The sequence below is a fragment of the Nocardia terrae genome (assembly GCF_009760405.1).
GTDB lineage: Bacteria > Actinomycetota > Actinomycetes > Mycobacteriales > Mycobacteriaceae > Nocardia > Nocardia terrae.
Map to the genome: position 1 here is coordinate 314933 of NZ_WRPP01000007.1, position 25705 is coordinate 340637.

Annotated in this window: 29 protein-coding genes and 1 pseudogene; 18 read left to right on the forward strand and 12 right to left on the reverse strand. The window is 66.8% G+C overall.

The genetic code is table 11. The features are described 5' to 3' along the window. Positions 1 to 31 precede the first annotated feature (31 nt). Both GPX89_RS32335 and GPX89_RS32340 read left to right on the forward strand, forming a co-directional pair. Positions 32 to 1588, forward strand: coding sequence for an FAD-binding protein (locus tag GPX89_RS32335; RefSeq protein ID WP_157391477.1), 1557 nt, complete (start codon positions 32 to 34; stop codon positions 1586 to 1588). A 519-nt stretch (positions 1589 to 2107) separates the two neighbouring features. Next, positions 2108 to 3316, forward strand: a complete 1209-nt coding sequence (locus GPX89_RS32340) for an NAD(P)-dependent malic enzyme (protein WP_328602537.1) — start codon at positions 2108 to 2110, stop codon at positions 3314 to 3316. A 63-nt stretch (positions 3317 to 3379) separates the two neighbouring features. Here the strand turns inward: GPX89_RS32340 and GPX89_RS32345 are convergent, their stop codons facing one another. Beyond that, positions 3380 to 4261, reverse strand: coding sequence for a sterol desaturase family protein (locus GPX89_RS32345; protein ID WP_157391478.1), 882 nt, complete (start codon positions 4259 to 4261; stop codon positions 3380 to 3382). A 102-nt stretch (positions 4262 to 4363) separates the two neighbouring features. On the opposite strand from GPX89_RS32345, the gene GPX89_RS32350 reads away from it, so the two are divergent. The 8 genes from GPX89_RS32350 to GPX89_RS32385 all read left to right on the forward strand — a co-directional run bounded on the left by GPX89_RS32350 (position 4364) and on the right by GPX89_RS32385 (position 12355). After that, positions 4364 to 5530, forward strand: a complete 1167-nt coding sequence (locus GPX89_RS32350) for a sensor histidine kinase (protein WP_157391479.1) — start codon at positions 4364 to 4366, stop codon at positions 5528 to 5530. Beyond that, complete coding sequence (locus GPX89_RS32355; RefSeq protein ID WP_157391480.1) at positions 5527 to 6186, forward strand: response regulator; 660 nt, start codon at positions 5527 to 5529, stop codon at positions 6184 to 6186. The genes GPX89_RS32350 and GPX89_RS32355 overlap by 4 nt, the downstream gene beginning before the upstream one ends. Positions 6187 to 6312: 126 nt before the next feature. After that, positions 6313 to 7344 carry a LacI family DNA-binding transcriptional regulator gene (locus tag GPX89_RS32360; protein ID WP_157391481.1) on the forward strand — a complete coding sequence of 344 codons (1032 nt, stop codon included), beginning with the start codon at positions 6313 to 6315 and terminating at the stop codon, positions 7342 to 7344. 52 nt (positions 7345 to 7396) lie between these two features. Further along, entirely contained in the window at positions 7397 to 8368 is a 972-nt protein-coding gene (locus tag GPX89_RS32365; RefSeq protein ID WP_157391482.1) for a ribokinase, read from the forward strand. Continuing rightward, positions 8358 to 8747, forward strand: coding sequence for a D-ribose pyranase (gene rbsD, locus GPX89_RS32370; RefSeq protein WP_157391483.1), 390 nt, complete (start codon positions 8358 to 8360; stop codon positions 8745 to 8747). The genes GPX89_RS32365 and rbsD overlap by 11 nt, the downstream gene beginning before the upstream one ends. A 54-nt stretch (positions 8748 to 8801) precedes the next feature. Continuing rightward, complete coding sequence (locus GPX89_RS32375) at positions 8802 to 9758, forward strand: sugar ABC transporter substrate-binding protein (protein ID WP_157391484.1); 957 nt, start codon at positions 8802 to 8804, stop codon at positions 9756 to 9758. An 84-nt stretch (positions 9759 to 9842) separates the two neighbouring features. Then, entirely contained in the window at positions 9843 to 11363 is a 1521-nt protein-coding gene (locus GPX89_RS32380) for a sugar ABC transporter ATP-binding protein (protein ID WP_157391485.1), read from the forward strand. After that, positions 11360 to 12355, forward strand: coding sequence for an ABC transporter permease (locus GPX89_RS32385; protein WP_157391486.1), 996 nt, complete (start codon positions 11360 to 11362; stop codon positions 12353 to 12355). Before GPX89_RS32380 ends, GPX89_RS32385 begins: the two co-directional genes overlap by 4 nt. Here GPX89_RS32385 and GPX89_RS32390 read toward each other — a convergent pair whose 3' ends face one another. Together GPX89_RS32390 and GPX89_RS32395 are read right to left on the reverse strand one after the other, a co-directional pair. Beyond that, a complete protein-coding gene (locus tag GPX89_RS32390) occupies positions 12356 to 13525 on the reverse strand; it encodes an FAD-dependent monooxygenase (RefSeq protein ID WP_328602538.1) in 1170 nt (389 codons plus the stop codon). A 200-nt stretch (positions 13526 to 13725) separates the two neighbouring features. Continuing rightward, the gene (locus tag GPX89_RS32395; RefSeq protein ID WP_157391487.1) at positions 13726 to 14199 is read right to left on the reverse strand and encodes an SRPBCC family protein; all 474 of its coding nucleotides are present in this window, start codon (positions 14197 to 14199) and stop codon (positions 13726 to 13728) included. Positions 14200 to 14420: 221 nt separating this feature from the next. Between GPX89_RS32395 and GPX89_RS32400 the strand changes: the two genes are divergently transcribed. Next, positions 14421 to 14627: a hypothetical protein gene (locus tag GPX89_RS32400; RefSeq protein WP_157391488.1), complete on the forward strand. Its 207-nt coding sequence runs from the start codon at positions 14421 to 14423 to the stop codon at positions 14625 to 14627. A 59-nt stretch (positions 14628 to 14686) separates the two neighbouring features. Here GPX89_RS32400 and GPX89_RS32405 read toward each other — a convergent pair whose 3' ends face one another. The 4 genes from GPX89_RS32405 to GPX89_RS32420 all read right to left on the reverse strand — a co-directional run bounded on the left by GPX89_RS32405 (position 14687) and on the right by GPX89_RS32420 (position 17496). After that, positions 14687 to 15601 (reverse strand): sterol desaturase family protein, encoded by a 915-nt coding sequence (locus GPX89_RS32405; protein ID WP_328602539.1) that lies wholly within the window; start codon positions 15599 to 15601, stop codon positions 14687 to 14689. A 44-nt stretch (positions 15602 to 15645) separates the two neighbouring features. Beyond that, positions 15646 to 15891, reverse strand: coding sequence for a hypothetical protein (locus GPX89_RS32410; RefSeq protein ID WP_157391489.1), 246 nt, complete (start codon positions 15889 to 15891; stop codon positions 15646 to 15648). Positions 15892 to 16231: 340 nt separating this feature from the next. Beyond that, positions 16232 to 16879, reverse strand: coding sequence for a GAD-like domain-containing protein (locus tag GPX89_RS32415; protein WP_198347694.1), 648 nt, complete (start codon positions 16877 to 16879; stop codon positions 16232 to 16234). Between the two features lie 182 nt (positions 16880 to 17061). Continuing rightward, on the reverse strand, positions 17062 to 17496 hold the full coding sequence (locus GPX89_RS32420) for a hypothetical protein (RefSeq protein ID WP_157391491.1): 435 nt from the start codon (positions 17494 to 17496) through the stop codon (positions 17062 to 17064). A gap of 208 nt (positions 17497 to 17704) precedes the next feature. Here GPX89_RS32420 and GPX89_RS32425 point away from each other — a divergent pair, with 208 nt between their 5' ends. Together GPX89_RS32425 and GPX89_RS32430 are read left to right on the forward strand one after the other, a co-directional pair. After that, a complete protein-coding gene (locus tag GPX89_RS32425; RefSeq protein ID WP_157391492.1) occupies positions 17705 to 18226 on the forward strand; it encodes a P-loop NTPase family protein in 522 nt (173 codons plus the stop codon). Next, positions 18227 to 18460 (forward strand): annotated as a pseudogene (locus GPX89_RS32430) (2-oxo acid dehydrogenase subunit E2); the annotation flags it as partial. Positions 18461 to 18576: 116 nt separating this feature from the next. On the opposite strand, the gene GPX89_RS32435 reads toward GPX89_RS32430, so the two are convergent. Both GPX89_RS32435 and GPX89_RS32440 read right to left on the reverse strand, forming a co-directional pair. After that, positions 18577 to 19110, reverse strand: coding sequence for a hypothetical protein (locus GPX89_RS32435; RefSeq protein WP_157391494.1), 534 nt, complete (start codon positions 19108 to 19110; stop codon positions 18577 to 18579). A gap of 293 nt (positions 19111 to 19403) precedes the next feature. Then, positions 19404 to 19769 (reverse strand): hypothetical protein, encoded by a 366-nt coding sequence (locus GPX89_RS32440; protein ID WP_157391495.1) that lies wholly within the window; start codon positions 19767 to 19769, stop codon positions 19404 to 19406. A gap of 309 nt (positions 19770 to 20078) precedes the next feature. Here GPX89_RS32440 and GPX89_RS32445 point away from each other — a divergent pair, with 309 nt between their 5' ends. Beyond that, positions 20079 to 20414 carry a DUF4399 domain-containing protein gene (locus tag GPX89_RS32445; protein WP_198347696.1) on the forward strand — a complete coding sequence of 112 codons (336 nt, stop codon included), beginning with the start codon at positions 20079 to 20081 and terminating at the stop codon, positions 20412 to 20414. Positions 20415 to 20743: 329 nt separating this feature from the next. Here GPX89_RS32445 and GPX89_RS32450 read toward each other — a convergent pair whose 3' ends face one another. Beyond that, positions 20744 to 21085 (reverse strand): STAS domain-containing protein, encoded by a 342-nt coding sequence (locus tag GPX89_RS32450; RefSeq protein WP_157391497.1) that lies wholly within the window; start codon positions 21083 to 21085, stop codon positions 20744 to 20746. Positions 21086 to 21526: 441 nt separating this feature from the next. Here GPX89_RS32450 and GPX89_RS32455 point away from each other — a divergent pair, with 441 nt between their 5' ends. Continuing rightward, positions 21527 to 21775: an acyl carrier protein gene (locus GPX89_RS32455; RefSeq protein WP_328602540.1), complete on the forward strand. Its 249-nt coding sequence runs from the start codon at positions 21527 to 21529 to the stop codon at positions 21773 to 21775. A gap of 192 nt (positions 21776 to 21967) precedes the next feature. On the opposite strand, the gene GPX89_RS32460 is transcribed toward GPX89_RS32455, so the two are convergent. Beyond that, the gene (locus GPX89_RS32460; protein WP_157391499.1) at positions 21968 to 22969 is read right to left on the reverse strand and encodes a substrate-binding domain-containing protein; all 1002 of its coding nucleotides are present in this window, start codon (positions 22967 to 22969) and stop codon (positions 21968 to 21970) included. A gap of 103 nt (positions 22970 to 23072) precedes the next feature. On the opposite strand from GPX89_RS32460, the gene GPX89_RS44015 reads away from it, so the two are divergent. The 3 genes from GPX89_RS44015 to GPX89_RS32470 all read left to right on the forward strand — a co-directional run bounded on the left by GPX89_RS44015 (position 23073) and on the right by GPX89_RS32470 (position 24834). Further along, entirely contained in the window at positions 23073 to 23570 is a 498-nt protein-coding gene (locus tag GPX89_RS44015; RefSeq protein WP_328602541.1) for a LysR family transcriptional regulator, read from the forward strand. After that, positions 23570 to 23923, forward strand: a complete 354-nt coding sequence (locus GPX89_RS44020; RefSeq protein WP_235948579.1) for a LysR substrate-binding domain-containing protein — start codon at positions 23570 to 23572, stop codon at positions 23921 to 23923. The genes GPX89_RS44015 and GPX89_RS44020 overlap by 1 nt, the downstream gene beginning before the upstream one ends. A gap of 185 nt (positions 23924 to 24108) precedes the next feature. After that, positions 24109 to 24834, forward strand: coding sequence for a TetR/AcrR family transcriptional regulator (locus GPX89_RS32470; RefSeq protein ID WP_157391500.1), 726 nt, complete (start codon positions 24109 to 24111; stop codon positions 24832 to 24834). Between the two features lie 15 nt (positions 24835 to 24849). Here GPX89_RS32470 and merB read toward each other — a convergent pair whose 3' ends face one another. Beyond that, on the reverse strand, positions 24850 to 25692 hold the full coding sequence (gene merB / locus GPX89_RS32475) for an alkylmercury lyase family protein (RefSeq protein ID WP_157391501.1): 843 nt from the start codon (positions 25690 to 25692) through the stop codon (positions 24850 to 24852). Positions 25693 to 25705: the final 13 nt, after the last annotated feature.

A 25705-nucleotide genomic window follows, 5' to 3' on the forward strand; every position in this document is an offset into this window, starting at 1 on the left:
GTAGTTGAACTGTCGTCGAACATTTGTCGATATGACCGAATTCGACGCCGATGTGCTGGTGCTGGGAGGTGGCCCGGCCGGAGCCTGGGCCGCCCTTGCCGCGGCCGCCGCGGGCGCGCGGGTGCTGGTCGCCGACAAGGCCCGCTGCGGAACCAGCGGCCCGACCGCGCGGGGCGGGGTCACCCTGTGGAACCTGCCCGCGGGCGAGGCGCGCGAGGAGGCCGTACGCCAGACCCTCGCGCACGGGGGCGGGCTGGGTGATCCGGACTGGATGTACCGGGTGCTGGAGGAGACGCACCGGCGTGTCGGCCAATTGGTCCAGGGCGGTTTCCGCTTCCAGGGTGAGCACGCGGAGCGCCCGGCGCGGGTCTATCTCGACGGCGCGAAATATCTCGGGCGGCTGCGGCGCAGCATGGTGGTCGCCGGGGTGCGGATTCTCGACCACCACCCGGCCCTGCAGTTGATGACCGACGGCGACGGCGTGGTGTCCGGCGCGTCGGGCGTGGCGTTGCACGGCGAGTTCCGGGGCTGGAGCGTGCGGGCGCGCGCGGTGGTGCTGGCCACCGGCGGCTGCGCCTTCCTGTCCGGCGGCGCGGGCACGGATGTGGACACCGGCGACGGCCTGCTGATGGGCGCGGAGGCGGGGGCCGAACTGTCGGGCATGGAATTCTCCAACGCGTATTCGCTGGCCCCGGTGGCCGATTCGCCCCAGTTGGGTGGCCGGCCGGTGGCCGCGGTCTTCGCCTCCGACCAGGTCATGCATTTCGCCACCCTCTACGACGAGTCGCGCGCGGTGCTGTGGGGGCAGGGATGCGGTTCGCGGGCAGAGGCTTTCGCCGCCATCGCCGACGGCCGCCGCGTCTACGCCGCCCTCGACGAGCTGCCCGACGCGGTGCGGGAGGAGATGCGGCGGCTGGGGCCCGGCGTGTCCGGGCGGGTGCCGCTGTGCGCGGTGCTGCAGGGCACGGTGCGCGGGACCGGCGGGCTGCGGCTGACCGGATCCGATTGCGCCACCACGGTTCCCGGCCTCTACGGCGCGGGCGACGTCACCACCCGCGAGCCGGTCACCGGAGCGGTCAGCGGCTTCGGCGGCCAGAACGGCGCCTGGGCCATCTCCTCCGGCGTCTGGGCGGGCGCGGGCGCGGCCGGGTTCGCGGCGGCCCGGCGCAAGATCGGCAAGGCGCGCCCGGTGCCGGGCGCGGGGCTGGGCGACAAGGCCCGGCTCGATCCGCGCGCGGTGGTCGGCCTGGTCCAGGAGCACACCCTGCCGCTGCGGCGCAGCTACTGGCGCAGCGACGGCAGCCTGCGCGACAGCATCGGTGAACTGGACGGCATGTGGCCCGGCGTCGAATTGGCGCTGGGCGGTAAGGGACCCGACCGCCTGCGCGCCCGTCAGGCCGCCGCGCTGCTGGCGGTGGCCCGCTGGACCAAGTACTCGGCGCTGGCCCGCACCGAGACCCGGGGCATGCACCGGCGCACCGACCACCCCGGCGCGGTAAGTGACTGGCGGGTACGTCTACTGTCAGGCGGACTCGAAAACGTCTGGGTCCGGCCCGACCTCACAACCGTGGGCGCCCGCCCGGCTTGACAGCTCACAGCGCCGCCCGCGACCGCGTTGTGACAGTTCTCCGAGTTCAGGTTCCGACCAGCGAGTTTTCGTTCACCCCGGTGTGATTCGGCTGCCTTACCCTTCAACGATGACGAGGCGACGCGACGGACCCGGGGGCGATTTGGCAGGCCGTCGCAGCGACTGGCAGAATGATCCGATCCTGGCCGCCGCCACCGCCCGGCCCGGAACACTCGGTGATCGCGAACCCCGACTCGTGGGTTCACAGAGACACCCCGCTGTATCGGACACACCCCTCCGGTTCTCGCTCGACGATCTGCGCTGCCGCGACACACTTCCCGCAATGCCGTAATACTTTGTGCTCGAAGCCACGATGAGGTGGCAGGGTTTCTGCGAAGTGGCTCGGAAGTGGTGTCGACGTCGCTGAACGCGACTGTGGCAAAAGATATATGAGCACCGAAACCATAAATTCAGCTATTACCGAACGGTAACCGTCAAACGGTTGAGTCCGAACCGATCAGGAGTGAAATCGTGTCACCCGTGACTGAAGCAGTGAATGCCACCGAGGCCCCCGCGTCCAATGGGGCGAACCTGTCCGACATCACCAACGAAGAAATTTTCGCCGGGCACCTTGGCGGCAAGCTCTCGGTCGAACTCACCGCTCCGCTGGAGACCCAGCGCGATCTCTCCATCGCCTACACCCCGGGTGTGGCGAAGGTGTGCCTCGGCATTGCCGAGGACGAGTCCCTCGCCAAGACCTACACCTGGGCCGAGCGCCTGGTCGTGGTCGTCTCCGACGGCACCGCGGTGCTGGGCCTGGGCGACATCGGCGCCCGCGCCTCGCTGCCGGTGATGGAGGGCAAGGCGGCGCTGTTCAAGAAGTTCGCCGGGCTGGATTCGATCCCGCTCGTGCTGGACACCAAGGACCCCGACGAGATCGTCGAGACCCTGATCCGCCTGCGCCCGAGCTTCGGCGCGGTCAACCTGGAGGACATCTCCGCGCCGCGCTGCTTCGAGATCGAGAAGCGCGTCATCGAGGCGCTGGACTGCCCGGTCATGCACGATGACCAGCACGGCACCGCCATCGTGGTGCTCGCGGGCCTGAAGGGCGCGGTCGCGGTCCAGGGTCGTGACATGTCCGGTCTGAAGGTCGTGGTGTCGGGCGCCGGCGCCGCCGGTGTCGCGTGCACCGACATCCTGCTGGCCGCGGGCGTTTCCGACATCATCGTGCTCGACTCCAAGGGCATCGTGAGCAAGGACCGCGGCGACCTGAACGAGTACAAGACCGCGCTGGCCGAGCGCACCAACCCGCGCAATGTCACCGGCGGTCCCGCCGAGGCGCTCGCGGGCGCGGACGTGTTCCTGGGTCTGTCGGCGGGCACCATCGCCGAGGAGCTCATCGCGTCCATGGCTCCGGAGTCGATCGTGTTCGCCATGTCGAACCCGAACCCGGAGATCCACCCGGACGTGGCCAAGAAGTACGCGGCCATCGTGGCCACCGGCCGCAGCGACTTCCCGAACCAGCTCAACAACGTGCTGGCCTTCCCGGGCGTCTTCAAGGGCGCGCTGGATGCCGGCGCGCGCCGCATCACCGAGGGCATGAAGGTGGCCGCGGCCGAGGCGATCTTCAACGTGGTGGCCGGTGAGCTGTCCGCGGACAAGATCATCCCGAGCCCGCTGGACCCGCGCGTGGCCCCGGCCGTCGCCGAGGCCGTCGGCAACGCCGCCCGCGCCGAGGGTGTCGCGTAATCGCTCGCTGAGCAGGAAAGGGGCGCTCCGTCTTACGGCGGAGCGCCCCTTTCGCATATCGGACTAGGCTGCGGCCGAAGCCTTTTCGAGCTCGGGTGCGGCCGGATTCTCGCTCCAGCCGGGCGGGCCGAAGATATATCCCACGCGGCCGCGCCAGGTCTTCGCGGCGCGGACATCGCGGACCAAATCCACCAGCTCGGTGTAATTGACCTTGATCGGATTGTCGGTGCCGATGTCCTTGGTCAATCCGTAGCGAATCGGCTCGGATTCGGCGGCGAAGCTGCCGAACACGCGGTCCCAGATGATCAGGACGCCACCGTAATTGGTGTCCAGATACGGCTGGTTGGAGCCGTGATGCACACGGTGGTGGGCCGGGGTGTTGAACAGGTATTCGACGGGCCGCCACATGGTCTTGACACGCTGCGTGTGGATGGGGAACTGGTAGAGCAACCCGAGCGACTGCAGCGCGAACACCATCCACGCCGGGAAGCCGAGCAGCGCCGCGGGCACCCAGCACAGCCCGCGCAGGATATTGGCGGCCGGATGCGCCCAGGGCAGGCGGATGGCGGTGGAGAAATTGAAGAACCGGCTGGAGTGGTGGACGCTGTGCGAGGTCCACAGCAGCCGGATGCGGTGATCGGCGCGGTGCGCCCAGTAGTAGCAGAAGTCGGTGACGATCAGGCCCGCCACCCACACCCACCAGTGCTTCGGCGAGAGGTGCAGCGGGGTGAAGTGCGCCGCCAGCACCACCCCGGAGAACGGGATCACCTGCGCCAAAAGCGGTTTCGCGACCCGGCCCAGGACGAAGGTGGCGATGTTCGAGGTGGTGTCGCGCCGGTCGATGCCATTGGCCGGGCGGTCCGGGTCGCGCCGGTTGTCGATCCACTCGATCAGCATCAGCACCGCGAACGCCGGTAGGGCGTAGACGAACAGGTCGGCATTCATGAACTCGACGCTAGTTCCGGCTCGGGTCACCGGCGTCGCGCTGACGAGGGATTTCGCGTCCCCCACACGGGGGACGAAGGGTCTGCGGGGTACCGTGCGGCCATGGATGTGACCAGGTCACTGGCCCGGCAGTCGCTGCTGGTGGCTGCCGTGGCGGCGGCGCTGGACAGTACACAGATGGTGCTGTGCGGGGCCTTCGGCGCCGCACCCGCGCTGGCCGCCGTGCTGACGCTGGCCACGGTGGCCGCGGACCTGGCGCTGGCCGCACCGGCGGCCACCGCGGCGGCGGTCGCGGTGGCTCAGGTCGTGGTGAAGGTGTCGGTGTCACTGTTCGCCCACCACTACGGGGTCAGCACAAGGGTTTTCGACGTCGGCTTCCTGGTGGCCGGGTATCAGGCGGGTGCGTGGCTGAGCGGGCTGGTCTCGGTGCTGACCATGCTGCTGCTCGCGGGCGGTGCGCTGACGGTCAACCTGATGGCGGTGATGATGACGGGCAGCCGCGATCCGGTGCGGCTGGTGATCGCGGCGATGGGCGCGGGCGTGGTGCCCTGGCTGGTGGGCCGGTACACGGCCGCGCGCGGGGCCTATGTCGCGGAGTTGGAGCAGCGGGAACGGCTGCGGCGGCAGGAGCATCGGGCGGCGCTGGACCGGGCGCTGGCCGATGAGCGCGAGGCGATCGCGCGGGATCTGCACGACGTCATCTCACATCACGTGAGCGCCATCGGGATTCATGCGGGGGTGGCACGAATGGCATTGTCCCGCAGTGATTCCGAATCAGCGGCCAAGTCGGTGACGGCGGTGGAGTCGAGCAGCCGGGCCGCCATGGTCGATCTGCGCCGGCAGCTGGATCTGCTGCACGGGCGCGACGACGAGGGGCAGCGGCAACCCGGGCTCGCCGATATCGAGGATCTGGTGCAGCGGGTGCGGGACGCCGGATCGACTGTGCGCGTGACGATTTCGGGCGACGCGCCGGTGCTGCCGGAATCGCTGGACGTCATGCTCTACCGGGTGGTCCAGGAGCTGCTGACCAACGCCCTGCGGCACGGCCGGAACCCGGCGGAACTGGAGATCGGTTACCGGCCGGGCCGTGTCGAGATCCGTGAGTCCAATCCGATCGCCGATCCGGGCGCGGCGAGCGGGGAAGTGCACCGCGGTCTGGACGGCATCCGCCGCCGGGTCGAATTGTTCGACGGCACCGTGGAATACGGTGCCGATCCCGCCGGAACCCGCTGGGAGATCAGCGTTTCCGTGCCGATCGGAGCCGTATGAGCATCACCATCCTGATCGCCGACGACCACACCGTCTTCCGCTCCGGCCTGCGCGCGGTGGTCGACGCCCATCCCGACCTGGAATGCGTGGCCGAGGTCGGCGACGGCCGGTCCGCCATCGAGGCGGCCGCGCGCACCCACCCGGATGTGGCGATCCTCGATGTCCGCATGCCCAAGCTCGACGGCCTGGCCGCCACCGAGGCCATCGTGGCGGCGGGCGGCACCCGGGTCCTGGTCCTCACCACCTACGACAGCGAGGCCAACCTGCATCGCGCGCTGTCCGCCGGCGCCAGCGGCTTCCTGCTGAAAAGCCTTCCGCCGGAAGAACTCGTCGCCGCCATCCGGGTGGCCGTCCGCGGTGACGCCGTCATCGACCCGTCCATGACCCGAAGGCTCGCGGCACGTTTCGCGATCGGTATAGCCCCGCCCGTCGAGCCGCCCGAACTGGCCCAGCTGACCGCGCGCGAACGTGAGGTTCTGCTGCTGCTGGCCGACGCCCGCAGCAACGGCGAGATCGCCGCCGCCCTGGGTGTGGGGGAGGAGACCGTCAAGACCCATGTCTCCCGTGTCCTCGCCAAACTCGGTGTGCGAGATCGCATCCACGCGGTGGTCTATGCCCACAAGAACGGCCTCGCCCCACTCGATCGGCCGCACTGACCCTTCGGGCCGCCCGGCCGGACGTTATCGAAACGTTATCGAACGTTTCCTTGTCAGTTGAATGTGACCCACTGCATACTCCTCAATCAACACGAGTTGATTCAACACGAGTTGATTGAGGTTGAGATGGTTACGCGGCGCGATGTTGCGCGGTTGGCGGGCACGTCCGAGGCGATGGTCAGTTATGTGCTCAACGGCGGACCCCGGCGGGTCGCGCCGGCGACGCGGGACCGGATCCTGGCGGCCGTCAACGAGTTGGGGTACCGGCCCAACGCGGTGGCGCGATCGCTGAAGACGGCGCGGACCATGACGCTCGGGCTGGTGGTACCGGACAACTCCAATCCGTTCTTCGCCGAACTGGCAAGGGCCATCGAGGATGTCGCGTTCGAGGCGGGCTACACCCTGCTACTGGGCAATGCCATGGACAACGACGAGCGCGAAGCCACCTACATCCGGATCCTGATCGACCGTCAGGTGGACGGGCTGATCGTGGCTCCCGCGCACGGTGCGAGCAGCTGGGTGGACGAGCTGGCCGGGACCGTGGTTCCGCGACTGGTACTGGACCGCGAACTGGAACTGCCCGGTGCGACGCACGTCGTGGTGGACAACGAGGGCGGCGCGTACGCGGCGACGAAACATCTACTGGGGCACGGATTGCGGCGAATCGGCTGCATCGCGGGCCTCGAGGGCATCCATCCGACGGCCGACCGCGTCGCGGGATGGCGCCGCGCGCTCGCCGATGCGGGCATCGACCCGGAGGACGGCATGCTCGTGCACGCGCCGTTCGGGCGGGCCTACGGGTATCGCGCGGGCCGCGAGCTGCTGGCCCGGCCGGATCGGCCGCAGGCGCTGTTCGTGGCGAGCGACGAGCAGGCGCTCGGCGTGCTGCGCGCCGCCGCCGAGCTCGGCCTGAGCGTGCCGCGGGACCTCGCGATCTGCGCGTTCGACGGTATCGAGGGCAGCGCCTACACCGTTCCGGCGCTCACCACCATGCGGCAGCCGTTCGAGAGTCTGGGCCGCTCGGCGGTCGAATGGCTGCTGGCCAAGATCGCCGATCCGGCGCTCGCGCCGGACCGGATCGTGCACGAGACGACGCTCGTGGCGCGTGGATCGTGCGGCTGCCCGGATCCGCTCGGGGGCGACTCGGCCATCGAATAGCGCTGTTCTGCAAGTTATTTCGGGAAAGCCAAGGGATTTCAGGAAAGCATCGATGCGTGAGCCAGAAGTGATCGTGGTCGGCAGTGTGAACATGGATCTTTCGGTCCGGGTCCGCAGTCTGCCCGCGCCGGGCCAGACGGTCTCCGGTGGAGACCTGCGGCGTGGGTCCGGAGGGAAAGGCGCCAATCAGGCGGTGGCGGCTCGAAGGCTGGGCGCGCGAACGGCATTGATCGGCCGGGTCGGCGCCGACGAGTTCGGGGCCGAGTTGCGGGCCGCGCTCCGGCGGGCCGGGGTCGACGATTCGGCGCTGGGAATCGGTGCCGCGGCTACCGGTTCCGCGCTGATCGTCATCGATTCCACGGGCGAGAACATGATCACGATCTCGCCGGGGGCGAACGGGCTGCTCGACACCGACGAGGTCGCCGGGCAGGCGGCGCGGATCGCGGCGGCGGATGCCCTGCTGCTGCAGCTCGAAGTGCCGATCGCGGCCTGTCTCGCGGCGGCGCGCGCGGCCCGTGCCGCGGGCACCCTCGTGGTGCTCAACGCGGCCCCGCTGCCCGCCGACATCGGTCCGGAACTGCTCGAACTCATCAGCGGCACCGATATTCTGATCGTCAACGAGGGCGAGGCGGCGGGCCTGCTGGCGGCCGGGGGTGATGCCCGGCGCGGGTTCGATCCGTCGACGCTGGCCTCGGCGCTGCGTGCCCTGGGGCCGCGCGAGGTCGTCGTCACCCTCGGTTCGCGGGGAGCGGTATTCGCCGACGCGGACGGTGATCCGGACGCCTTCGCCGGGTTCGCGGTCGAGGCCGTCGATGCGGTCGGGGCGGGCGACGCCTTCTGCGCCGCGCTCACCGTGCATCGGGTGACCACTCGCGACGATCTGCGTTCGGCGGTCAGATATGCCTGTGCCGCAGGGGCTTTGGCCACCACGCGCCGGGGTGCGCAGACCGCGGCCCCGACCGGCGCGGAGATCGACGACCTGCTGCGCACCGCGACTGCCCGGGGGAGCGGCCATGCGTGCTGACGGTCTCTGGCATCCGCGGCTCATGCAGATCCTCACCGGTCTGGGTCACACCGACACGATCGTGGTCGCCGACGCGGGCCTGCCCGTGCCGCCCGGTGTCGAACAGATCGACCTGCTCTGGCGGCGCGGTGAGCCGGGATTCCTGCCGGTGCTGCGCCTGATTCTCGCCGAGGGGGTCTTCGAAAGCGCCACCCGGGCAACCGAACTCACCGACGAGGCGACGCTCGACGGCATGGCCGCCGCGCTCGCCGGCATCCCGATCACGGCCCTGACGCACGAGGAGCTCAAGCGGCGCACCGCGCACGCGCGGGTGATCGTCCGGACCGGTGCGGACACCCCCTACGCGAATGTCGTACTTCACGCCGGCGTCCCCTTTTGACGGCTACCGGCGACAGCTTCGATCTCCAGTTGGAAAAATAGAAAGAACACCGAAATGCGAAGAAGCACAAGGACTGTCCTGGCCGTCATCGCCGCCGCGACCACGGTGACCCTCAGCGCCTGCGGCACCGAGCAGAGCTCCTCCGGCCCGTCCGCGAACGCCAATGGCAAGCCCGCCGTCTGCCTGATCATGAAGTCGCTCGCCAACGAGTACTTCCAGCAGATGCAGAAGGGCGCCAAGGATCACGCCGACCAGCTCGGGAACCTCGATCTGAAGACCGCGGGCATCCAGAACGAGACCGATGTCGACGGGCAGATCGCCCTGGTCGACAAGTGCATCACCCAGCAGGTGCAGGCCATCGTCATCGCGCCCGCCGATTCGAAGGCGCTGGTGCAGTCGGTGGTCAAGGCGAGCAAAGCCGGAATCAAGGTCGTCAATATCGATGTCGCGCTCGATCCCGATGCCTTGAAGTCCGCCGGTGTCGACGTGCCGCTCGTCGGCCCGGACAATCGGGCCGGAGCGAAGCAGGTCGGCGACGTGCTGGCCAAATCCCTCGGCGCGGGCGGCAAGGTCGTGATCCTGGAGGGCAATCCCGGGGCCGACAACGCGAAGCAACGCAAGAACGGTTTCGACGACACCGTCGCGGAATCGAAGCTGACGCTGCTGGACTCCAAGACCGCGCACTGGGAAACCGACGAGGCGTACACGGTTTTCGGGAACCTGCTGACCGCCCACCCGGACCTGCAGGGCGTGATGGCCTCCAATGATTCGATGGCGCTGGGCGTGATCAAGGTGATCCAGGAGCGGCACGCGAACGTGAAAGTCGTCTCGGTCGACAACATTCCGGCCGCGAAGCCGTTCCTGCAGAGCGGCCCGATGCTGGCGACCCTCGACCAGTTCGGCTCCGAGCAGGCCGGTGACGGCATCGATGTGGCCATGAAGCTGATCGGCGGGCAGCCGGTGACCGGCTGGCAGAAGACCCGGATGAACGTCGTGACCGCCGGAGCGTGAGGGGCCCCGACCCATACGACGACCGGGGTGGAATCGGTCCAAGCGATTCCACCCCGGTACATCCCGAGAGTAGTGGGAGCAGATATGAAGCCCGAATCCGGTGTGCTGCTGGAGGTCAGCGGCTTGACCAAGCGTTATCCGGGCGTCACGGCCCTGGACGGCGTGGATCTGAGCGTCACCGCCGGTGAGATCCACGTGTTGATCGGCGAGAACGGCGCGGGCAAGTCGACCCTGGTCAAATGCCTTGCGGGCGTGGAGCAACCCGACGCGGGACGGATGACCCTCGGCGGCGCCGAGCACCGGCCCGTCGCCGCGGCCGACGCGCTGCGCGCCGGAATCCAGGTGGTGCACCAGGAATTGGCGTTGCTGCCGACGTTGACCGTCGCGGAAAACCTTTTCCTGCAACACTTGCCGCGCCGCTTCGGCATCGTCGACCGGCGTGGCATGCGGGTGCGCGCCAAGGCGCTGCTCGAGCAGGTGGGCCTCGACGTATCGCCGGAGACGGTGGTCGGCCGCCTCGGTATCGCGCAGATGCAGCTGGTCGAGATCGCCAAGGCGCTGTCCACCGAATGCCGGCTGCTGATCATGGACGAGCCGACCGCCACGCTGACGCCGCGCGAGACGGCGAACCTGTTCAAGGTGATGCGGCAGCTCAAGGAAGACGGTGTCGCCATCATCTTCATCTCGCATCACCTCGACGAGATCTTCGAGATCGGGGATCGGGTCACGGTGCTGCGCAACGGAACCAGCGTCGCCGCCCGCGAGATCGCCGACCTGGACATCCCCGGCCTGGTCCGGATGATGGTCGGGCGTGATCTGGCCGCGGAGTATCCGCCGGTCGTCGAGCGTCCGCGCGGCGCGGAGCTGCTGCGGGTCAGCGAGCTGCGGGTCACCCCGCGCACGCCGCCGATCTCGCTGACGGTGCGGGCCGGCGAGGTCGTCGGCGTGGCCGGGCTCGTGGGTTCCGGGCGCACCGAGGCGATGCGGGCCATCTTCGGTGCGGACCGGCCCGCCGGCGGCACCGTCGCGGTGCACGGCCGGGTCGCGCGGATCACGAGTCCGCGTGACGCGGTGCGCAGCGGCGTCAGCTTCCTCACCGAGGACCGCAAGGCCCAGGGGCTGGTACTGGACCTGTCGATCGCCGCCAATGTGAGCCTGGCCGGTCTGGACCGGGTCAGCCGGGCCGGGCTGCTGCGGCGTCGGGCCGAAACCGCCCTGGCGGCAGGTCTTTTCGAGAAGCTGCGGATCAAGGCGACCGGGCCCGAGCAGGCGGTGCGCGCGCTCTCGGGCGGCAATCAGCAGAAGGTCGTGCTGGGCCGCTGGCTGGCGGCCGACACCGACGTGCTGATCGTCGACGAGCCCACCCGCGGCATCGACGTGGGCGCCCGCTACGAAATCCACCAGCTCATGCTGGATCTGGCCGATGCGGGCAAGGGCGTGCTGATCGTCTCCTCCGACCTGCCCGAACTGATCGGCATCTGCGATCGCATCATCGTGTTCTCGGCCGGGCGGATCACCGGCGAGGTCGCCCGGCCCGATTTCGACGCCGAACACATTCTCAATCTCGCCTACTCCGGCTATCTGAAGAACGGCAGTGCAGCATGACATCTCTCACCACGGCGCGAGCCGACTCGCGAGCGGGCCGGGTGGCCGGTCAGGTCCTCGGAGAAGCCGGTATCGGCGTGGCCCTGGTGGCGCTGGCGGGGTTCTTCCTCGCCGCCGCACCGCATTTCGCGACCTCGGGCAATCTGCGCGACATCATGACCCAGATCACCCTGAACACGATTCTCGCCGTGGGGATGACCTTCGTGATCCTGGTGGGCGGCATCGATCTGTCGGTCGGCTCGGTCATTGCCCTGTGCGCGGTGGTGGCGGGCAAGGCGATGGAAGGCGCCGGCTCGTCGTCTGTTCCGCTCGCCATCGGGCTCAGCTTGCTCATCGGCGCGCTGTGCGGGCTGATCAGCGGCTTCGTCACCGAACGCTGGAAGGTGCCGTCGTTCATCGTCACCCTCGGCATGCTCTATGTCGCGCGTGGCGCGGCCGAGCAGTACACCGACGCGCGCACGATCTACGATCTGCCGAAAGGGTTGACCACCTTCGGAACCCGGACCTTCGCGGGTGTGCCCGCCGTGTTCGTGGTGGCGTTGCTCATCGTCGCGCTGGCTTGGTTCGTGTTGTCCCGCACCGTTTTCGGGCGTCTCGTGTACGCGACCGGAAACAACGAGGAAGCGGTGCGATTGTCCGGGCATCGCACCAGCCTCATCAAGGTCGTCTGCTTCGTCATCGGCGGAGTGTGCGTCGGCGTGGCCGCGGTGATCTACATGGCCCGGCTCGGCGTGGCCAGCCCGATTCTCGGACAGGGCTACGAGCTCAACGCCATCGCCGCCGTGGTGATCGGCGGCGCCAGCCTCTCGGGCGGCCGCGGCTCGGTGATCGGCACCCTGCTGGGGGCGTGTCTCTTGGGCGTGCTCACCAACGGCCTACTGCTGATGGGTGTTTCGGATTTCCAGCGGACCATGGTGACCGGCGCGGTGATCATCGTCGCCGTCGTTCTCGACGCCTACCGCAAGCAGCTCATGACCCGATTGTCCGCTTGATCAGTCCAGGTCCGCGTAGTCGGGCAGCTCGATGCCGTTGAGGGCGCGGTCGATGAGGTCCATGTCCCACTCGGGCTCGGCGGCGGGCTCGGCGTCCGGGGCCGGGACCTCCTTGCTGAGTGCGTGCAAGCGGCCGATCTCCTGGTTGGCCTCGACGAACGAACGCATCTTCGCCTCGTAGGCGGCGAACCCGGCTTCCGGATCCCACCCGGCGGCGGCCAGTTCGCCGGCCAGCAGATACGCGCCGACCAGGGCGAGCCCGGTGCCCTGACCGGACATCGGCGACGAGCTGAACGCCGCGTCCCCGAGCAGCGCCACCCGCCCGCTCGACCAGCGGTCCATCACCACCTGGGCGACCTGGTCGAGGTAGAAGTCCGGGGTGTCGTCGAGGTGGGCGAGGATGGCCGGGGCCTGCCAGCCCATACCGGCCATCTGCTCACGCAGCAGGCGCTTCTGGCCTTCGATGTCGCGATAGTCGATATCGACGTCGGGTGAGGCGAAGGAGAACATGGCCATCGCCTTGGTGGCGTCCCGCAGCGGTCGCAGCCCGGCCGACCGCCCGGACTCCTGGAAGTCGATGAGCCACCGCTCCAGCCCGAATTCGTTGGGCACGGTGTAGAAGGCCAGCACCAGCCCGAGATGCCGGATGAACTTCTCCCGCGGCCCGAACACCATCTCCCGCAAGGACGAATGCAGCCCATCGGCCCCGATCACCAGCTCGAACCGCCGTCGCCCGCCGCTCTCGAACACCACGTCGACGCCGTCCGCGTCCTGACTCAGCTCAGCGATCCGATCCCCGAAGAGGTACTCGACCTCCTCGCGAGTGTCCTCGTACAGCACCCGAGACAGGTCCCCGCGCAAAATCTCGATATCCGCGATATACCCGTCACCCCCGTCGTCCTCGACGCTGAAGGTCTCCAGCACCTTCCCCTCCGAGTCCACGGTGTACGCCCCCGCGGTCTCCGTCCGCTCCGCCCGCACGGCCGCATCCAACCCCATCCGCCGAATGACCTCTTTCGTCATCCCCCGCGCATCCACCGCCTGCCCACCCGGCCGCAACCCCGGCGCCCGCTCCACCACGGTCACCGCGGCCCCCCACCGCCGCAACCAATGCGCCACCGCCGGCCCCGCAATACTGGCCCCCACCACCAACACTCGCGTTCCACTCACCGCGCCTCCCGTTCGCCCGCCGGACCACCGCCCGGACCGATTCGTCTACCCTGACCCACCACTATCGGTGCATCCAGAGATGTCGACGCCCAACCCGCCCGAAATTCATCGGTCCGCTCGAGATCACGCCCACGCGGCTCCGCCGGTGAATCCCGACCTCGACGATCGATGCAACCCTGCGTCACGGAAGCCTGCGGAAACTATTCAGCGGCAACGACTTTGCCGAGATTGTCCAGCTCGTTGGCGCGGCCGGCAACGATCCGCTGGGTCCATTCCTCGTCATGCATCGGCTCGATGGTCATGGTGACCTGCACGCCGCCGGTTATCGGGGCGATGTCGACCACGGTGAGGTGGTCGTAGGCCTCATGGCCGGGAACGAAGTCGATGTGCGAGGTGTAGGCCAGTCGCCGGATCGGCTCGACCTCGGTGAAGGTTTTCCGTGATTGTGTCGACAGCGGCATACCCGCGGAGTTCATGAATGCGATCTGCTCGGGGCCTGTGGCGGTCATCGTGTAGACCAGTCCGCCTCCGATCCGTACGTCGATCTCATCGACATGCACCTCGAAACCGTCCGGGGCCCACCAGGCGGGGATCCCCTCGGCGGTCGTCCAGAGGGTCCAGATCCGCTCGGCCGATGTCGGGTAGGTGCGCTCGAGGGTGAGGGTGTCGGTCATGTCGTACTCCTGTCCACGCGTAACTTTATGATCTTCGACGGCCGCTGGCGCTGAAAATCATCGGCTCGGTCACCTTGTGTTGTCCACAGTGGAAATGGTCTCCGCATTCTCGGCGCGACCATGCCGCCCGCATTGTCTGGCGTGGTCTGGCCTCGGAACGCCGACCTCGCTGCATGTGATGCGCTCGGCGGGTTATTCCCGGAATGACTCAGGAGGTCATCATGGGAGCTTTGAACAAACTATTGGGTGCGGTGTTGGGCATCCTCGGAGCCGTGCTCGGCGCGGTGCTGGGTATCGTGGCGGGACTGGTCTGGCTGGTGGGGATCATCTTGTCCGCCACCATCATCCTGGCGCCCGTCGGTATTCCCGTCGTGAAGCTCGGCAAGAGTCTGCTCACGATCTCCGGCAACCTGATGCACCTGTCGTAAGCGCAACCTGCACGCCGAGTGGAGATTTGCGGAAACTGGCGACCGGTTGGGGCGGAAGATCAAGTGGTGGTGTCGATCTGAGGTCGGCAGCGTTCTTTGCCGCCGGGTTCCGTCTTGGCCGCGGACAATCCGGCCGAGGTGGTGGGCGGGCCGAAGACGGCGCGCAGGACGGGGCGGGCGCCGCGGGCCCCGCTGATGTCGGTGAGCATGGCCAGCAATTCGTGGAAGTTGGTTTTGATCGGGTTGAACGTGTTGATGTTCTTGGTGAGGCCGTAGGTGACGGGCGCGGATTCGTGGGCGTAGGTGCCGAACAGGCGGTCCCAGATGATCAGGATTCCGCCGTAGTTCTTGTCCAGGTAAGGGTTGTCGGCGCCGTGATGGACCCGATGGTGGGAGGGGGAGTTGAAGACGTATTCGACGGGCGCGGGGAGGAAGCCGACGCGTTGGGTGTGCAAGGGCCACTGGAACATCGAGGTGACCACCAGAGCGAACATGATGATCAGCGGGGGGACGCCGATCAGGGCGGCGGGGATGTAGGCCGCGTTGTAGAGGAAGGTCGCGAACGGCATCAGCGCGGGCATTCGCAGGGCCGTCGACATATTGAACTGCTCGCTGGAATGGTGCACGCTGTGCGCGGTCCAGAGGATGCGGATGCGGTGTTCGGCGCGGTGGCCCCAGTAGTAGCAGAAATCGGTGGCCAGCATGCCGATCACCCAGGTCCACCAGCGGTCGACGGGGAGGTGGAACGGGGTCAGCGCGGCGGTCACCAGGAGGAAGGAGAACGGGACGAACAGGTTCTCCAGTGGCACGGTCGCTTTGCTGATCAGGCCGATTACCAAGCTGTTCGCGGTATCCGGAGCATAGAACCCACGCTTCCGATCCCCGTCCGCGCTGCGCCGCCAGGCCGCCCATTCGACGGTCATGGCCAGCAGGTTCACGGGCACCGCGAAGAGGAGGATACGACTGAAATCCACCGTGAGTCTTAGTCCGAATTCATCTGACAGCGTTGGGAATTCGACTATTGGACGCCGGACCCATGACCCGTGGGATATCCAAGCCCGAGGATGGCTTCGAGGATGGAGATCAAGGATCCGACCCCGCTCTGCGCCGACCCCGTGGCCTGGTCGGACGAGCCGGTCGCGGCGACGGGCTGCGGAGCGGCCGGCACGGCGTGCGCCACACCCTTGGCAGCGGCCAATCCGGTGAGAAGCGCTGCGACAGCGAGTGTTCCACGGAACTTGGTTCTGGCATCGACTGTGGACACTCGAGGCTCCTTTGGTGGCGGGTGGTGCGAGGTCTCGAGGCTAACAACTCTGAACTACGTCTGTTTCAGATCGTCTGCCCACAATTCCTGGGGCGCCGGATTCCCACGCCAGGAACCGGATCGGCGCGCTCCCGCCCGGGGCGCCGAGTGGTGGAATGCACGTGCCGAAGCCGGATCCTCCGCCACTGATCGAGGTAGCCGCACTGATGCCCGAACCATCAACACCGGCCGCTGCTCATACTGACCGAAACAGCCACCGCAGTCGACGCCGCCGGAACCTGGTGCGCCGCAGAACGTCCCCTACTGCCGATGAGCGCGACCTCGCCAGCGCGCTGGGCGCCTAGAGGTAGGGGTTGTTCAGGATGGTCCTCGGCGTCGTCTGCCGCAGTAGCTGCAAATGCACCGCAGCATCAACGATTTCGACACGCTCCGGCATCATTGCCCCACCCAGCCCGATCGCGGGAACGAATCCGTACATCGTGTCCGGCCCAACCGGCCCCAAGCGTTTCAGCACCCGCTTGAACAGCGGTTTGTCATCATCTGCGTCGAGATCGAGCGCGTCATCGTAGGCATCTGCCACCAACGACGACAGAATCTGCACGTCGCGGTCGAACGGCTCTTCCATGTCCGCGGAGTTGTCGAAAGGCGATATCCAGCCGTACCACGGCCTGATCGTCAGACTCATTCCGGTGCGCTGACCCCACAGCGACATCGCACCGAACGCGGAGCGGCTCACCGCGATCCACGTGTCCGTGCGGAACGGTAGGTCCAAGTCATCGGTCCAAGCATCAACGACCGGCTGCCACTGTTCCGGGTCACAGAGCCACAACAGCCCATGACGAAACCCCGCGAACCCCAGCTCGCGCCAGAGATCGAGCAGATAACCAGGAACGCGCTCCCCGTACTGCTCGAACCGCTCCGCCGGAACAGCGGTCGTCGTGGTCGGGCGTCCCCACGTCTCGGTGACCTCTGTGATCGGAAAAGACACCAACTACCTCGCATCACCTGGCATTCAGTTCTGCCGAACAAGGCAGCGCCCCAATGTAACCCGAACAGCCAAGTAGCTCTGTACCCGCTGCTGACTGCACTCGCCTGCTCCAACATCCTGCCGCTGATCGCTCGGTTCGAAGCGGCCATGTAGCCGGGCGATATCCTCGATAAGACATGGACTCAGAGGTCATCTGCGCTGCTCGCCCGAATACTGACGACAGCACCGACCGCGCGAAGCGGGCGTGCAAGAGACTCCATCTCCACCAAAGTCCCTCGAAGTCCAATGCGCAGAAGGTCATCGGCCATGGCCCGCGCTTGCGACAGCGAGAGTGACCGGACCTGGCGCAGCACGCGCATCACCACGGCTGGCGAGGCGCTCCCGGCCATGAGGTCGAGCATGCTGGGGCCGTTGGCCGCAAGAATCGCCGCGCGAACACTCGCCGGTGGCGCCTCGAAATCACACTCGTACCACTCATTTCCGCAGTTCGGGCAGGTTCCGTGAAGGTCCCACTGATGCCTCCCGCCCGTGAGAACCTCGACCACGGTGGCATCGGCCGGTGCTCCACACTTGATGCAGTTCTTCGTGTAGGGAGCAGACTCGACCATGGTGTCCATGTGCCGAAACTAGATCGGGAACCGATCAGACGCCAACATCCGGAAATGCCGCATCCCGCGCGGTTCGGAACGGCCAGTACCGGGCCTCGGAAGATCAACGTGCAGTGGGTTATCCAGCCACTCCACGGCGAACCTTGTGCTTGGCCGTGAGGTGACGAACCGGCAGCTCCGCACAGTGGACCGCCGTCATGGCATTAACGTTGGGCCCATGATCGTTTGGCTTAATGGCACCCACGGCGCTGGCAAGACAACGACCAGTGCATTTGTGCAGCAACTGATCCCGGACTCGCGGGTGTTCGACGCGGAGAAGGTCGGCGAAACGCTGATGGACATCACGCCGGGGCTGCCCGAGACAGACAACTTCCAGCATTGGCCGCCGTGGAGGCCGCTTGTGGTCGAGACTGCCCGCCGCATACTCGACTACACCGGCGGCATCCTGGTGATGCCGATGACGGTCCTGGTCGAGCAGTACTGGCGCGAGATCAGCACGGGCCTGGCCCAATACTCGATCCCGGTAAGGCATTTCGTCCTCCACGCCGACCAGGACACCCTCCGCGGACGCATCGAGGGGGACACCCTTCTCGGCCCCTCTGCGTTCCGGCTCAAATATCTGGAGCCGTACGCCGAGGCAGCCCGCACGTGGCTACATCGTGAGGCCGAGGTCGTCGACACCTCACACCTCACACCTGCCCAGGCGGCATGCCGGATCGCCGAGGCTGTCAAGGGTTGAGACCTTCGCGTCCTCCTGCCCCCGCAGGCAGCGATGCTCGGTGTCGGCGCGATCGTCAAGCGGCCCATAGTGATCACCGAAAACGGAGACGAGTTCATCGGGATCCGCTCCATGGCTTCTCTCCCGCTGACCTATGACCGTCGATTCATCAGCAGACCGGACGCAGATCTCTTCATGGCCGACATCAAACATCGGCTTGAGCAAGCTGCGTTCGAGGCAGACCTGGGTCTGTAGCAGCGGATATCAGCGACACCGGTGGCTCAGCCGAACGCAGTATTCTGCCGCTGGTCGCGCTGTTCGAAGCGGCCAGATGAGTTCGTGAAAGATCGACGGGCGGAGCCGGTTCGGGTTCAGGGCTGAAAGAAATCCGCAGGTAATCGATCGCCCGGCTTCAAGCCCAGCTGTTGCATCTTCCACCTCAACTTGGCCGCCAGCCCTACATGTACCTGCACAGACATGGGGCGGCTACTCAGCTCACCGTCGCCGCCGAGAAACGCATACCGCCTGGGCGAGACACATGTGCCCGGCGCAAGCTCTGCGGCATCGTGATCGGCACGCCACCGTTCGAACTCGGTGGCACCGACCGCCTTTGCTATCTGCCCGGTGTGTACCGCGGCCATCAGCTTCCCGAACGTGGTCAACGATTCGCATCGCATGGAGGAGGCGTCGAACATCTCGACCACGGCATCGGCTGCGCTGCTGGATTCACGATCGGGCAGCAGGTACTGCACTCCCCGCCAGTCACCCGCGAAGCAGTAGATCTCGGGTCGGCCCAGGATGCTCGCGATCAGCGCGGACATACTCTCCTCGAGAGCCTTGTCGTAGACCTGAAACGCCCCACCGTGAACTGATACGAAGGCGTCTGCGGGCCGATCGTCGGTCATGGTGTCCTCCGCTTGCTCCAGCGGTTATGTGTTCCGATCACCGTGGAGGGTTCGCGTGCTGGTTCTCGGAGTGCAACGCTCAGATCTGGCGACAAAAGCCGCATCCGGAAATGCCGCATGGCGCGCTGACCGGACCGGTCAGCGCAGGCGGGGCGAAGGCAGACGGGCCGAGAGATCGATGCTCGGGGCTTACGCCATTGATCTCGGACACCTGCTGTTCTAGCTCGCCGGCCGCTGTATCCAGCCGATTGAACGGGGCCTCGGTGCATGCAAGGCGTTTGGGGGCTTTCGAGTTACTCGCCTTTCGGATTCGCCCGGACGCGTTGCAACGCCGTCAACAGCCCGATGCGCCCACGCAGTCGGTGACACCATGATTCACAGTCGGGTGCGCCGCAGTGGCCGTCTATGAGTTCCTGCGCCCGAGCGATGCCGGCGGCGAGCTGCTCGTCGGTGTGGCGCACCGAGGGAGCAAAGGCTCGTTCTGCCACCAGAGCGTTGTACGCCCTCTCCACCTCGGCGAGAACGTCGTCGTCGCCGAAATTGACACCCGTAATGGCACCCATCGAGAAATTGGCGTCAAGCCCTTGTCTCAGACTCGAATAGTGTTCCTCCCACCGGGGTTCGTCGGGGTCGAGGTCGTCCAGCATGTACTTCGTCAATGCGACACTGGCGACCAGTCACGCGCGGTCGGGGAACGTGCTCATGACGCCCGACGTTACCGGCGCACAACGGGTTTCACCCCTCGGACGACAATCGTCGAGTGTCCACCCTGCGAAGGCACTGAACTGCCGATGACATCGCATGAGTCTGCCCCTCGATCGGGCGTACATCTGAGGGCAAGCAGCACGCCTGCCAGCAGCATTCGGATTGCTCCGTGAAAGATGTTCTTGCAGAGTAAAATTCATCTAGCCAGCATGCTGGTGAGGCTTGGGCCGGAATCTGATGTCACGTCAGTTGAGGAGATTCAGATGGACGCGCGCGTGTATATCATCGAACCGGCCGACGGTGCCACGGTCGCCAGCCCAGTGTCCGTGAAGTTCGGGCTCGAGGGCATGCAGCTCAGGCCAGCCGGTGACATGACGCCCGACTCCGGACATTTTCACCTCATCATCGACGGCAAACCGGTCCCCAGGGGGGACGTCATCCCGACGACCGAATCTTCACCGGATTTCGGGAAAATGCAGACCACGACCGAAATCCAGCTCGGTCAGGGTCAGCACACTCTGACCCTGCAGTTCGGCGACGGTGCCCACCGCTCGTTCGGACCCGAACTGAGCAACACCATCTCCGTCAGAGTGCAGTAGCTCTGTCCGCAGCGACCAGCGCGGCGTAGCGGAAGACCAACGCCCCGAAAGGGCATCTCGGGGCGTTCGCACGCCCGGAACATCCGCAAATGCCGCATACCGGTCGCGCCTGACCGAGCTCGGTCGGGGAAAAGGCACGGCGCGGCTGAATACCCCTCAGCCCCTTCGAAATCAGCGCCTGGCGAACGATTATCGAGCGCGAAGGCGGGTAGACGGTCGATGTCGGTGCCGATGGGACAGAGACCGGATGCGTCGATAGGGTGTTGCCCGCCCACCCTGCCTGGCGGCTTCTCCCGCACAACGCCCGGGGCGGGCAACACCGACCACCGTCAGTTCGGGATGTAGTGCAGCAGAGTGAACTCGGCTGCCACTTCCGCCACGTCCAAGACCCGGTCGACGCAGCGTGAGCCGACGACCAACAGATCGCACTGGCGGACTTCGGCGAGCCGCTGGACCTCGAGTAGCACTTGCAGCGAGCTGAGGCTGAAAAACGTGACCGCGTGCAGGTCGACGACCAAGGCTCCACCGATGGGCAGCGAGTCCGACAGCTGTGCGCGGAAGCTGTCGCAGTTGCAGATGTCGAGTTCGCCGGTGAAGGCGCAGCGAGGGGGTTGGTTGCTGGATATCGCGGCGGCCGAGAGCTGGTCGCGCGCAGATCGGGAAGTGATCATGATGGGAACCAGGGCTTTCATGGGCGCTGACGGAGCAGCTTCGACCCCATGACCGCGATGCCACGGCGGAGTCCGCCACCGGACTCAGGCTGGAGGGCTCAACCCTTGCCTTTCGAGTTCCCGCTAGGGCAGCAGCCAAACGACAAACCGGCGATGAAGATCATTACTTGTTCCGCCCCGCAGATGACGAATCGTTCAGATTGACCAGGCCGCACGGTCTGCCGAACGCGCTGTCATGCCGCATGGTGCGCGGTCCGAGGTGGGTCGCGTGGACTAGCTGAAGATCAACGGCCCCGGGGCTCCCGGGGCCGTTGAGATGTCCGCACATGCCGAGTGTCGCGCAGTTCACTACGTTGCACCGCAGGACCCAGTGCGTCGGCGCTGCGCCTCGGTCAACATGTGTGGGATATCTTGCAGCACTTCACCAATGAGGAGAGCGCCGTGGCGGCAACACAAGAGGAAATTCTCAAGGGACTCGCCGAGATCGTCAACGAGACAACGGGCATCCCGATCGAGGAAGTCACGCTCGACAAATCCTTCACCTACGACCTTGACATCGACGAGTCCACCATGGCCGAAGTCGTTGCGGCAGCGGTGGACCGCTTCGATGTCGAAATCCCCGAGGAGAGCGTCAAGACCCTCCAAACCGTAGGCGATCTGGCCGGTTACATCCTTAAGAACCAGACATAGCCACAAGGAATATGCAGACCCACCTGGCCTTCAAGGTCAAGTGGGCCTGCCCCTGACTGGGAATACACGGAAATGCCGCGAGCCGCGCGGTTCGAAGCGGCCAAACGGTCGGCCCGGAAGATCGCTGGGGCCTACCGGTTTTGATCTCGAGCCCACCGCCCTCGGCGTCGACCCGAACGCACCCCCTGCCGATTACGTGACATCGAGCAGTTCCGGGGCGAAGACGTCCTCGATCCGCCAACGGCGGGAGGACAGGCCCTGTTCGTAGTGGTACCGCAGGTAGGTCTCGACGGCGGTGCGGTTGGCCGCGATGCCGTAGGGCCACCAGTCCTGGTCGAATTGTTCGTCATTGCGTTCGACCAAGGCGTTCATCCACGGCACCATGGTCTGGACCTCGTACAGCCTGCGGTTGCGGCGGTATCGGTCGGCGGCGTCGTTCTTCGCCCGAGTGAAGGCGCGGTAGACCTCACGCACAAGGTCCGGGTGTTCGCCGACCAGGTCCCGCCGGACGACGACGGTGTGCATGATCGGAAAAACTCCGGTTCGCCGGTGGTAGTCGCGTTCCAGCGGCTCGAAATCGGGGAACAACCGGGCGACGTTCGGGGATCCGTCGAGCGCGCACTGCGGGACGTTCGCCGAGAACAGGGCGTCGATCTCGCCCGCATCGAGCATCGCGCTCAGCGTTGCCCCTTCGGGGGCAGCAGTCACCTCGACGTCCGCGGGGTGCGGGTGTGGGATGAAATCGAAAGGGGCCGAGGGATGTTCGAGTCCGCCGATCACCCAGCGGTTCTTGCCGGGCTCGAACCCGTACTCGTCGGTCAGGATCCCCTTGGCCCACACGCCGGAGTCCTGGCCATAGGTACCGAATTCGCCGATGGTCCGTCCGGCCAGATCGGTCGGCAGCGCGATCCCGCTGTGGACGTTGACGAAAACGCAGGAGTGCCGGAACACGCGGTTCGGGAAGATCGGCAACGCCACATACGGCAGGCCGGTTTCCAGCAGTCGCAGATAGAACGTGAGCCCGAGTTCGGCGACGTCGAACTCGTTTCCTCGGATCACCCGGTCGAAGATCTCCGGCAGGGTGGTCGCGGTGTGCATCGTCACGTCGACACCGTCGACGGTGACGCTGCCGTCGAACAGCGCTGCTGTCGTGTCGTATCGGAAACATCCGATGGTGAGAGCGGGGTCGGTCATGTCGAACTCCTTGTCGGCCTTCTACTTTCGATCGTCCGCCGACACGGACCTGCCGTCCAAGACCGTCTCCGCACACCCGATACTCCACGGGTATCGTGTTGCGGTGGACCTTCGCTCGCTCCGGTACTTCCTGGCAGTGGCGCGGGAGCGCCACATCGGCCGGGCGGCGAGCCGCCTGCACATGACGCAACCGCCGCTGAGCCGGGCGATCCGGGAGCTCGAGGACGAACTCGGCGTCATCCTGTTCGAGCGCACCCCCAAGGGCGTCACCCTCACGCCCGCCGGAGCGGTGATGTACGACGAGGCGGCCGCGGTGCTGGAACGAGCCGACCGGCTCCGCAACCGGGTGGCCACCGCGGCAGGGGTGGCGACCCTCACGATCGGAACGCTGGCGGACACGGCCGCGCATGTCGGTGGCAAGGTCGTCTCGCTGTTCCGGGCACACCATCCACACGTGAACGTCGGCATTCACGAAGCCGATCTCGGCGATCCGACGGCCGGGCTGCGCACCGGACTGGTCGAGGTGACGCTGACCCGAACCCCTTCGACGACACTGGGATCGACATGCGCGTGCTGCGCTCGGTTCCCGTCGGTGTGGTGATGCGCGACGACGACCCGCTCGCGCGGCACGCTTCGGTGTCGGCGACCGACCTGACCGGCCGCCGATGGGTCCGGCTGCCCGACGGCACCGATCCGGTGTGGACCGCGTACTGGACCTGCGGACCGCACGACAGCTCGTTACCGGTCATGCGGACCATCCAGGAATGCCTACAAGCGGTCCTGTGGAACGGAACGTCGGCGCTCGCCCCGCTCTACCAGCCGCTACCCTCCGGACTCGTCGCCGTCCCGTTCCGCGACCGCCCACCGAGCCGCCTCGTCGTGGCATGGCTGAAAACCGCACGCAACCCGCTCATCCGCAGCTTCGTCCAGGTGGCCGAAAACGACCACAGCTGAGCCCGACACCCTGTCACACCATCGACCGAGAGCACCGGGCGCGATCTTCTGCAGCGGTTCGACGCGCATGATCAGCCCGGGCTGTAACCGGCGGCGGTTCGCCGTCCCGCTATTGTCGTGGTGTTCGCGAAGTAATCGCCGATCACTTTGTGCTCTGCGGGGGCCGGGTGAGGAAAGAGGTGTCGATGACCGCCGGGTCCGGGTCTGGTGGCGGGGTGACCAGGCGTGCCGAGCGGCGTGCGGCGACGACGGCCGAGATCAAGTCACTCGCCCGCCGGCAGTTGGCCGAGCGCGGCACCGGGGGACTGTCGTTGCGCGGCATCGCCAGGGACATGCGGATGGCTCCAGCGGCATTGTTCCGGTATTTCGACAACCAGTCCGCGCTCATCACCGCGCTGTGCGTGGACGCCTACGACGACCTGGCCGACGCGCTGGGCGTGGCAGTGCAAGCCGCCCAGTCGGATCCGGCCGCGCAATGGCGGGCCGCCTGCGGCGCATTGCGCGCCTGGGCGTTGGCCGAGCCGTCGGATTTCGCGCTCATCAACGGCACGCCGATTCCGGGGTATCAGGCGCAGGTCGAGGACACCGGTGTCGCGGCCGGGCGGGTCGTGCAGGCCGTCGCCGCGATCTATGTGTCGGCGATCGCGGCTGGTATCGCCGATCCCGCACGCTCCGATGTGCCGCCGCTCGCGGCAGGCCCGACGCTCGTCGCGATCTACGGGGCCGGGGAGCTGCCCGATTCCCCTGTCCCGGGCATTGTCGTGAACGCATGGTCCTCGATCCTGGGGTTCGTGGCCGCCGAGGTGTTCGGCAGTCTGTGCACGCTGGTCGCCGACCCCGATCGGCTCTTCGAAGCGCACGTCACCACGGTGATGCGCGGCATGGGATTTCAGCTCGCACCGCGGCGGTGAGTGCCGAGCCGCTCGTCAGCCCAGCCGGAATCGCAGGAAATTGCCGAGGCGTCGACGCCAGTCGACGACCATGCGGACCGTCGGTCGCCAGAACGGGTCGACCACGGGAAAACCGAAGCGGGACGGGCGCGTCAAGCCGAACCGGGACAATTTGCGGGCGAGTGTCAGCACCGGGAATTCCGGCTGGTAGCCGTCGTCGAGTCGGCCGCGCCCGAGGAGTTCGGTGATCAGCCTCGACATCTGCTCCGGTGCTCGCGTCACGCCCTGCACCTCCGGGTGCTCGCGCCGCCATGCCTCGGCCGCTTCCTCCGACGCGAAGAAGCTGTTGTAATCGCACCAGCCCACCACCCGGTAAGGCATTTCTCGCAGCGGATAGCCCAGATGCACGCGCAGCGTCCGGGGTGAGTAGTCCAGCAGCACCCCGTCGCGGCCGACCAGCCGGATCGGCACACCGGTTTGGCGGCACCGGGATTCGACCACTACGTCGGAACCGGGGAACTGGCCGGAGATCGCGCACGCTTCCACGGCGCATTCGGCGAACCACTTCTGTTCGCCGTCGACGCTGACCCGGTAGTGATTCGCGAAGGTCGCGAACGGGCGGGCGTAGACGATCTCACCCAGCGGCGGTTGCGCACCCGCCAGCGGCTCGTCCTGGAAGCTCGGACTGTCGGCGTGCTCGTGATCCTGAAGAGCGACGCAGATCGCCCCTTCGAGAGCGCGCAGATCCGCCGAGATCTCCTCGGGTGTCAGCGCGAATTCGCCACGCAGTTCGGCGATTGTCGGCGCGGTGCCCTCGCCGCGGACTTGTTCCATGATCCGGCGCCGCAGTATCCGGGCCCGGGTTGTGAGCTCTGTCATGGTTTTCCTCTCG

Coding starts and splice junctions, on each gene's coding strand:
- GPX89_RS32335 (WP_157391477.1), top strand. CDS start 32: ATGACCGAATTCGACGCCGATGTGCTGGTGCTGGGAGGTGGCCCGGCC.
- GPX89_RS32345 (WP_157391478.1), bottom strand. CDS start 4,261: ATGAATGCCGACCTGTTCGTCTACGCCCTACCGGCGTTCGCGGTGCTG.
- GPX89_RS32350 (WP_157391479.1), top strand. CDS start 4,364: ATGGATGTGACCAGGTCACTGGCCCGGCAGTCGCTGCTGGTGGCTGCC.
- GPX89_RS32355 (WP_157391480.1), top strand. CDS start 5,527: ATGAGCATCACCATCCTGATCGCCGACGACCACACCGTCTTCCGCTCC.
- GPX89_RS32360 (WP_157391481.1), top strand. CDS start 6,313: ATGGTTACGCGGCGCGATGTTGCGCGGTTGGCGGGCACGTCCGAGGCG.
- GPX89_RS32365 (WP_157391482.1), top strand. CDS start 7,397: ATGCGTGAGCCAGAAGTGATCGTGGTCGGCAGTGTGAACATGGATCTT.
- rbsD (WP_157391483.1), top strand. CDS start 8,358: ATGCGTGCTGACGGTCTCTGGCATCCGCGGCTCATGCAGATCCTCACC.
- GPX89_RS32375 (WP_157391484.1), top strand. CDS start 8,802: ATGCGAAGAAGCACAAGGACTGTCCTGGCCGTCATCGCCGCCGCGACC.
- GPX89_RS32380 (WP_157391485.1), top strand. CDS start 9,843: ATGAAGCCCGAATCCGGTGTGCTGCTGGAGGTCAGCGGCTTGACCAAG.
- GPX89_RS32385 (WP_157391486.1), top strand. CDS start 11,360: ATGACATCTCTCACCACGGCGCGAGCCGACTCGCGAGCGGGCCGGGTG.
- GPX89_RS32395 (WP_157391487.1), bottom strand. CDS start 14,199: ATGACCGACACCCTCACCCTCGAGCGCACCTACCCGACATCGGCCGAG.
- GPX89_RS32400 (WP_157391488.1), top strand. CDS start 14,421: ATGGGAGCTTTGAACAAACTATTGGGTGCGGTGTTGGGCATCCTCGGA.
- GPX89_RS32420 (WP_157391491.1), bottom strand. CDS start 17,496: ATGGACACCATGGTCGAGTCTGCTCCCTACACGAAGAACTGCATCAAG.
- GPX89_RS32425 (WP_157391492.1), top strand. CDS start 17,705: ATGATCGTTTGGCTTAATGGCACCCACGGCGCTGGCAAGACAACGACC.
- GPX89_RS32435 (WP_157391494.1), bottom strand. CDS start 19,110: ATGACCGACGATCGGCCCGCAGACGCCTTCGTATCAGTTCACGGTGGG.
- GPX89_RS32445 (WP_198347696.1), top strand. CDS start 20,079: ATGGACGCGCGCGTGTATATCATCGAACCGGCCGACGGTGCCACGGTC.
- GPX89_RS32450 (WP_157391497.1), bottom strand. CDS start 21,085: ATGATCACTTCCCGATCTGCGCGCGACCAGCTCTCGGCCGCCGCGATA.
- GPX89_RS32460 (WP_157391499.1), bottom strand. CDS start 22,969: ATGACCGACCCCGCTCTCACCATCGGATGTTTCCGATACGACACGACA.
- GPX89_RS44020 (WP_235948579.1), top strand. CDS start 23,570: ATGCGCGACGACGACCCGCTCGCGCGGCACGCTTCGGTGTCGGCGACC.
- GPX89_RS32470 (WP_157391500.1), top strand. CDS start 24,109: ATGACCGCCGGGTCCGGGTCTGGTGGCGGGGTGACCAGGCGTGCCGAG.
- merB (WP_157391501.1), bottom strand. CDS start 25,692: ATGACAGAGCTCACAACCCGGGCCCGGATACTGCGGCGCCGGATCATG.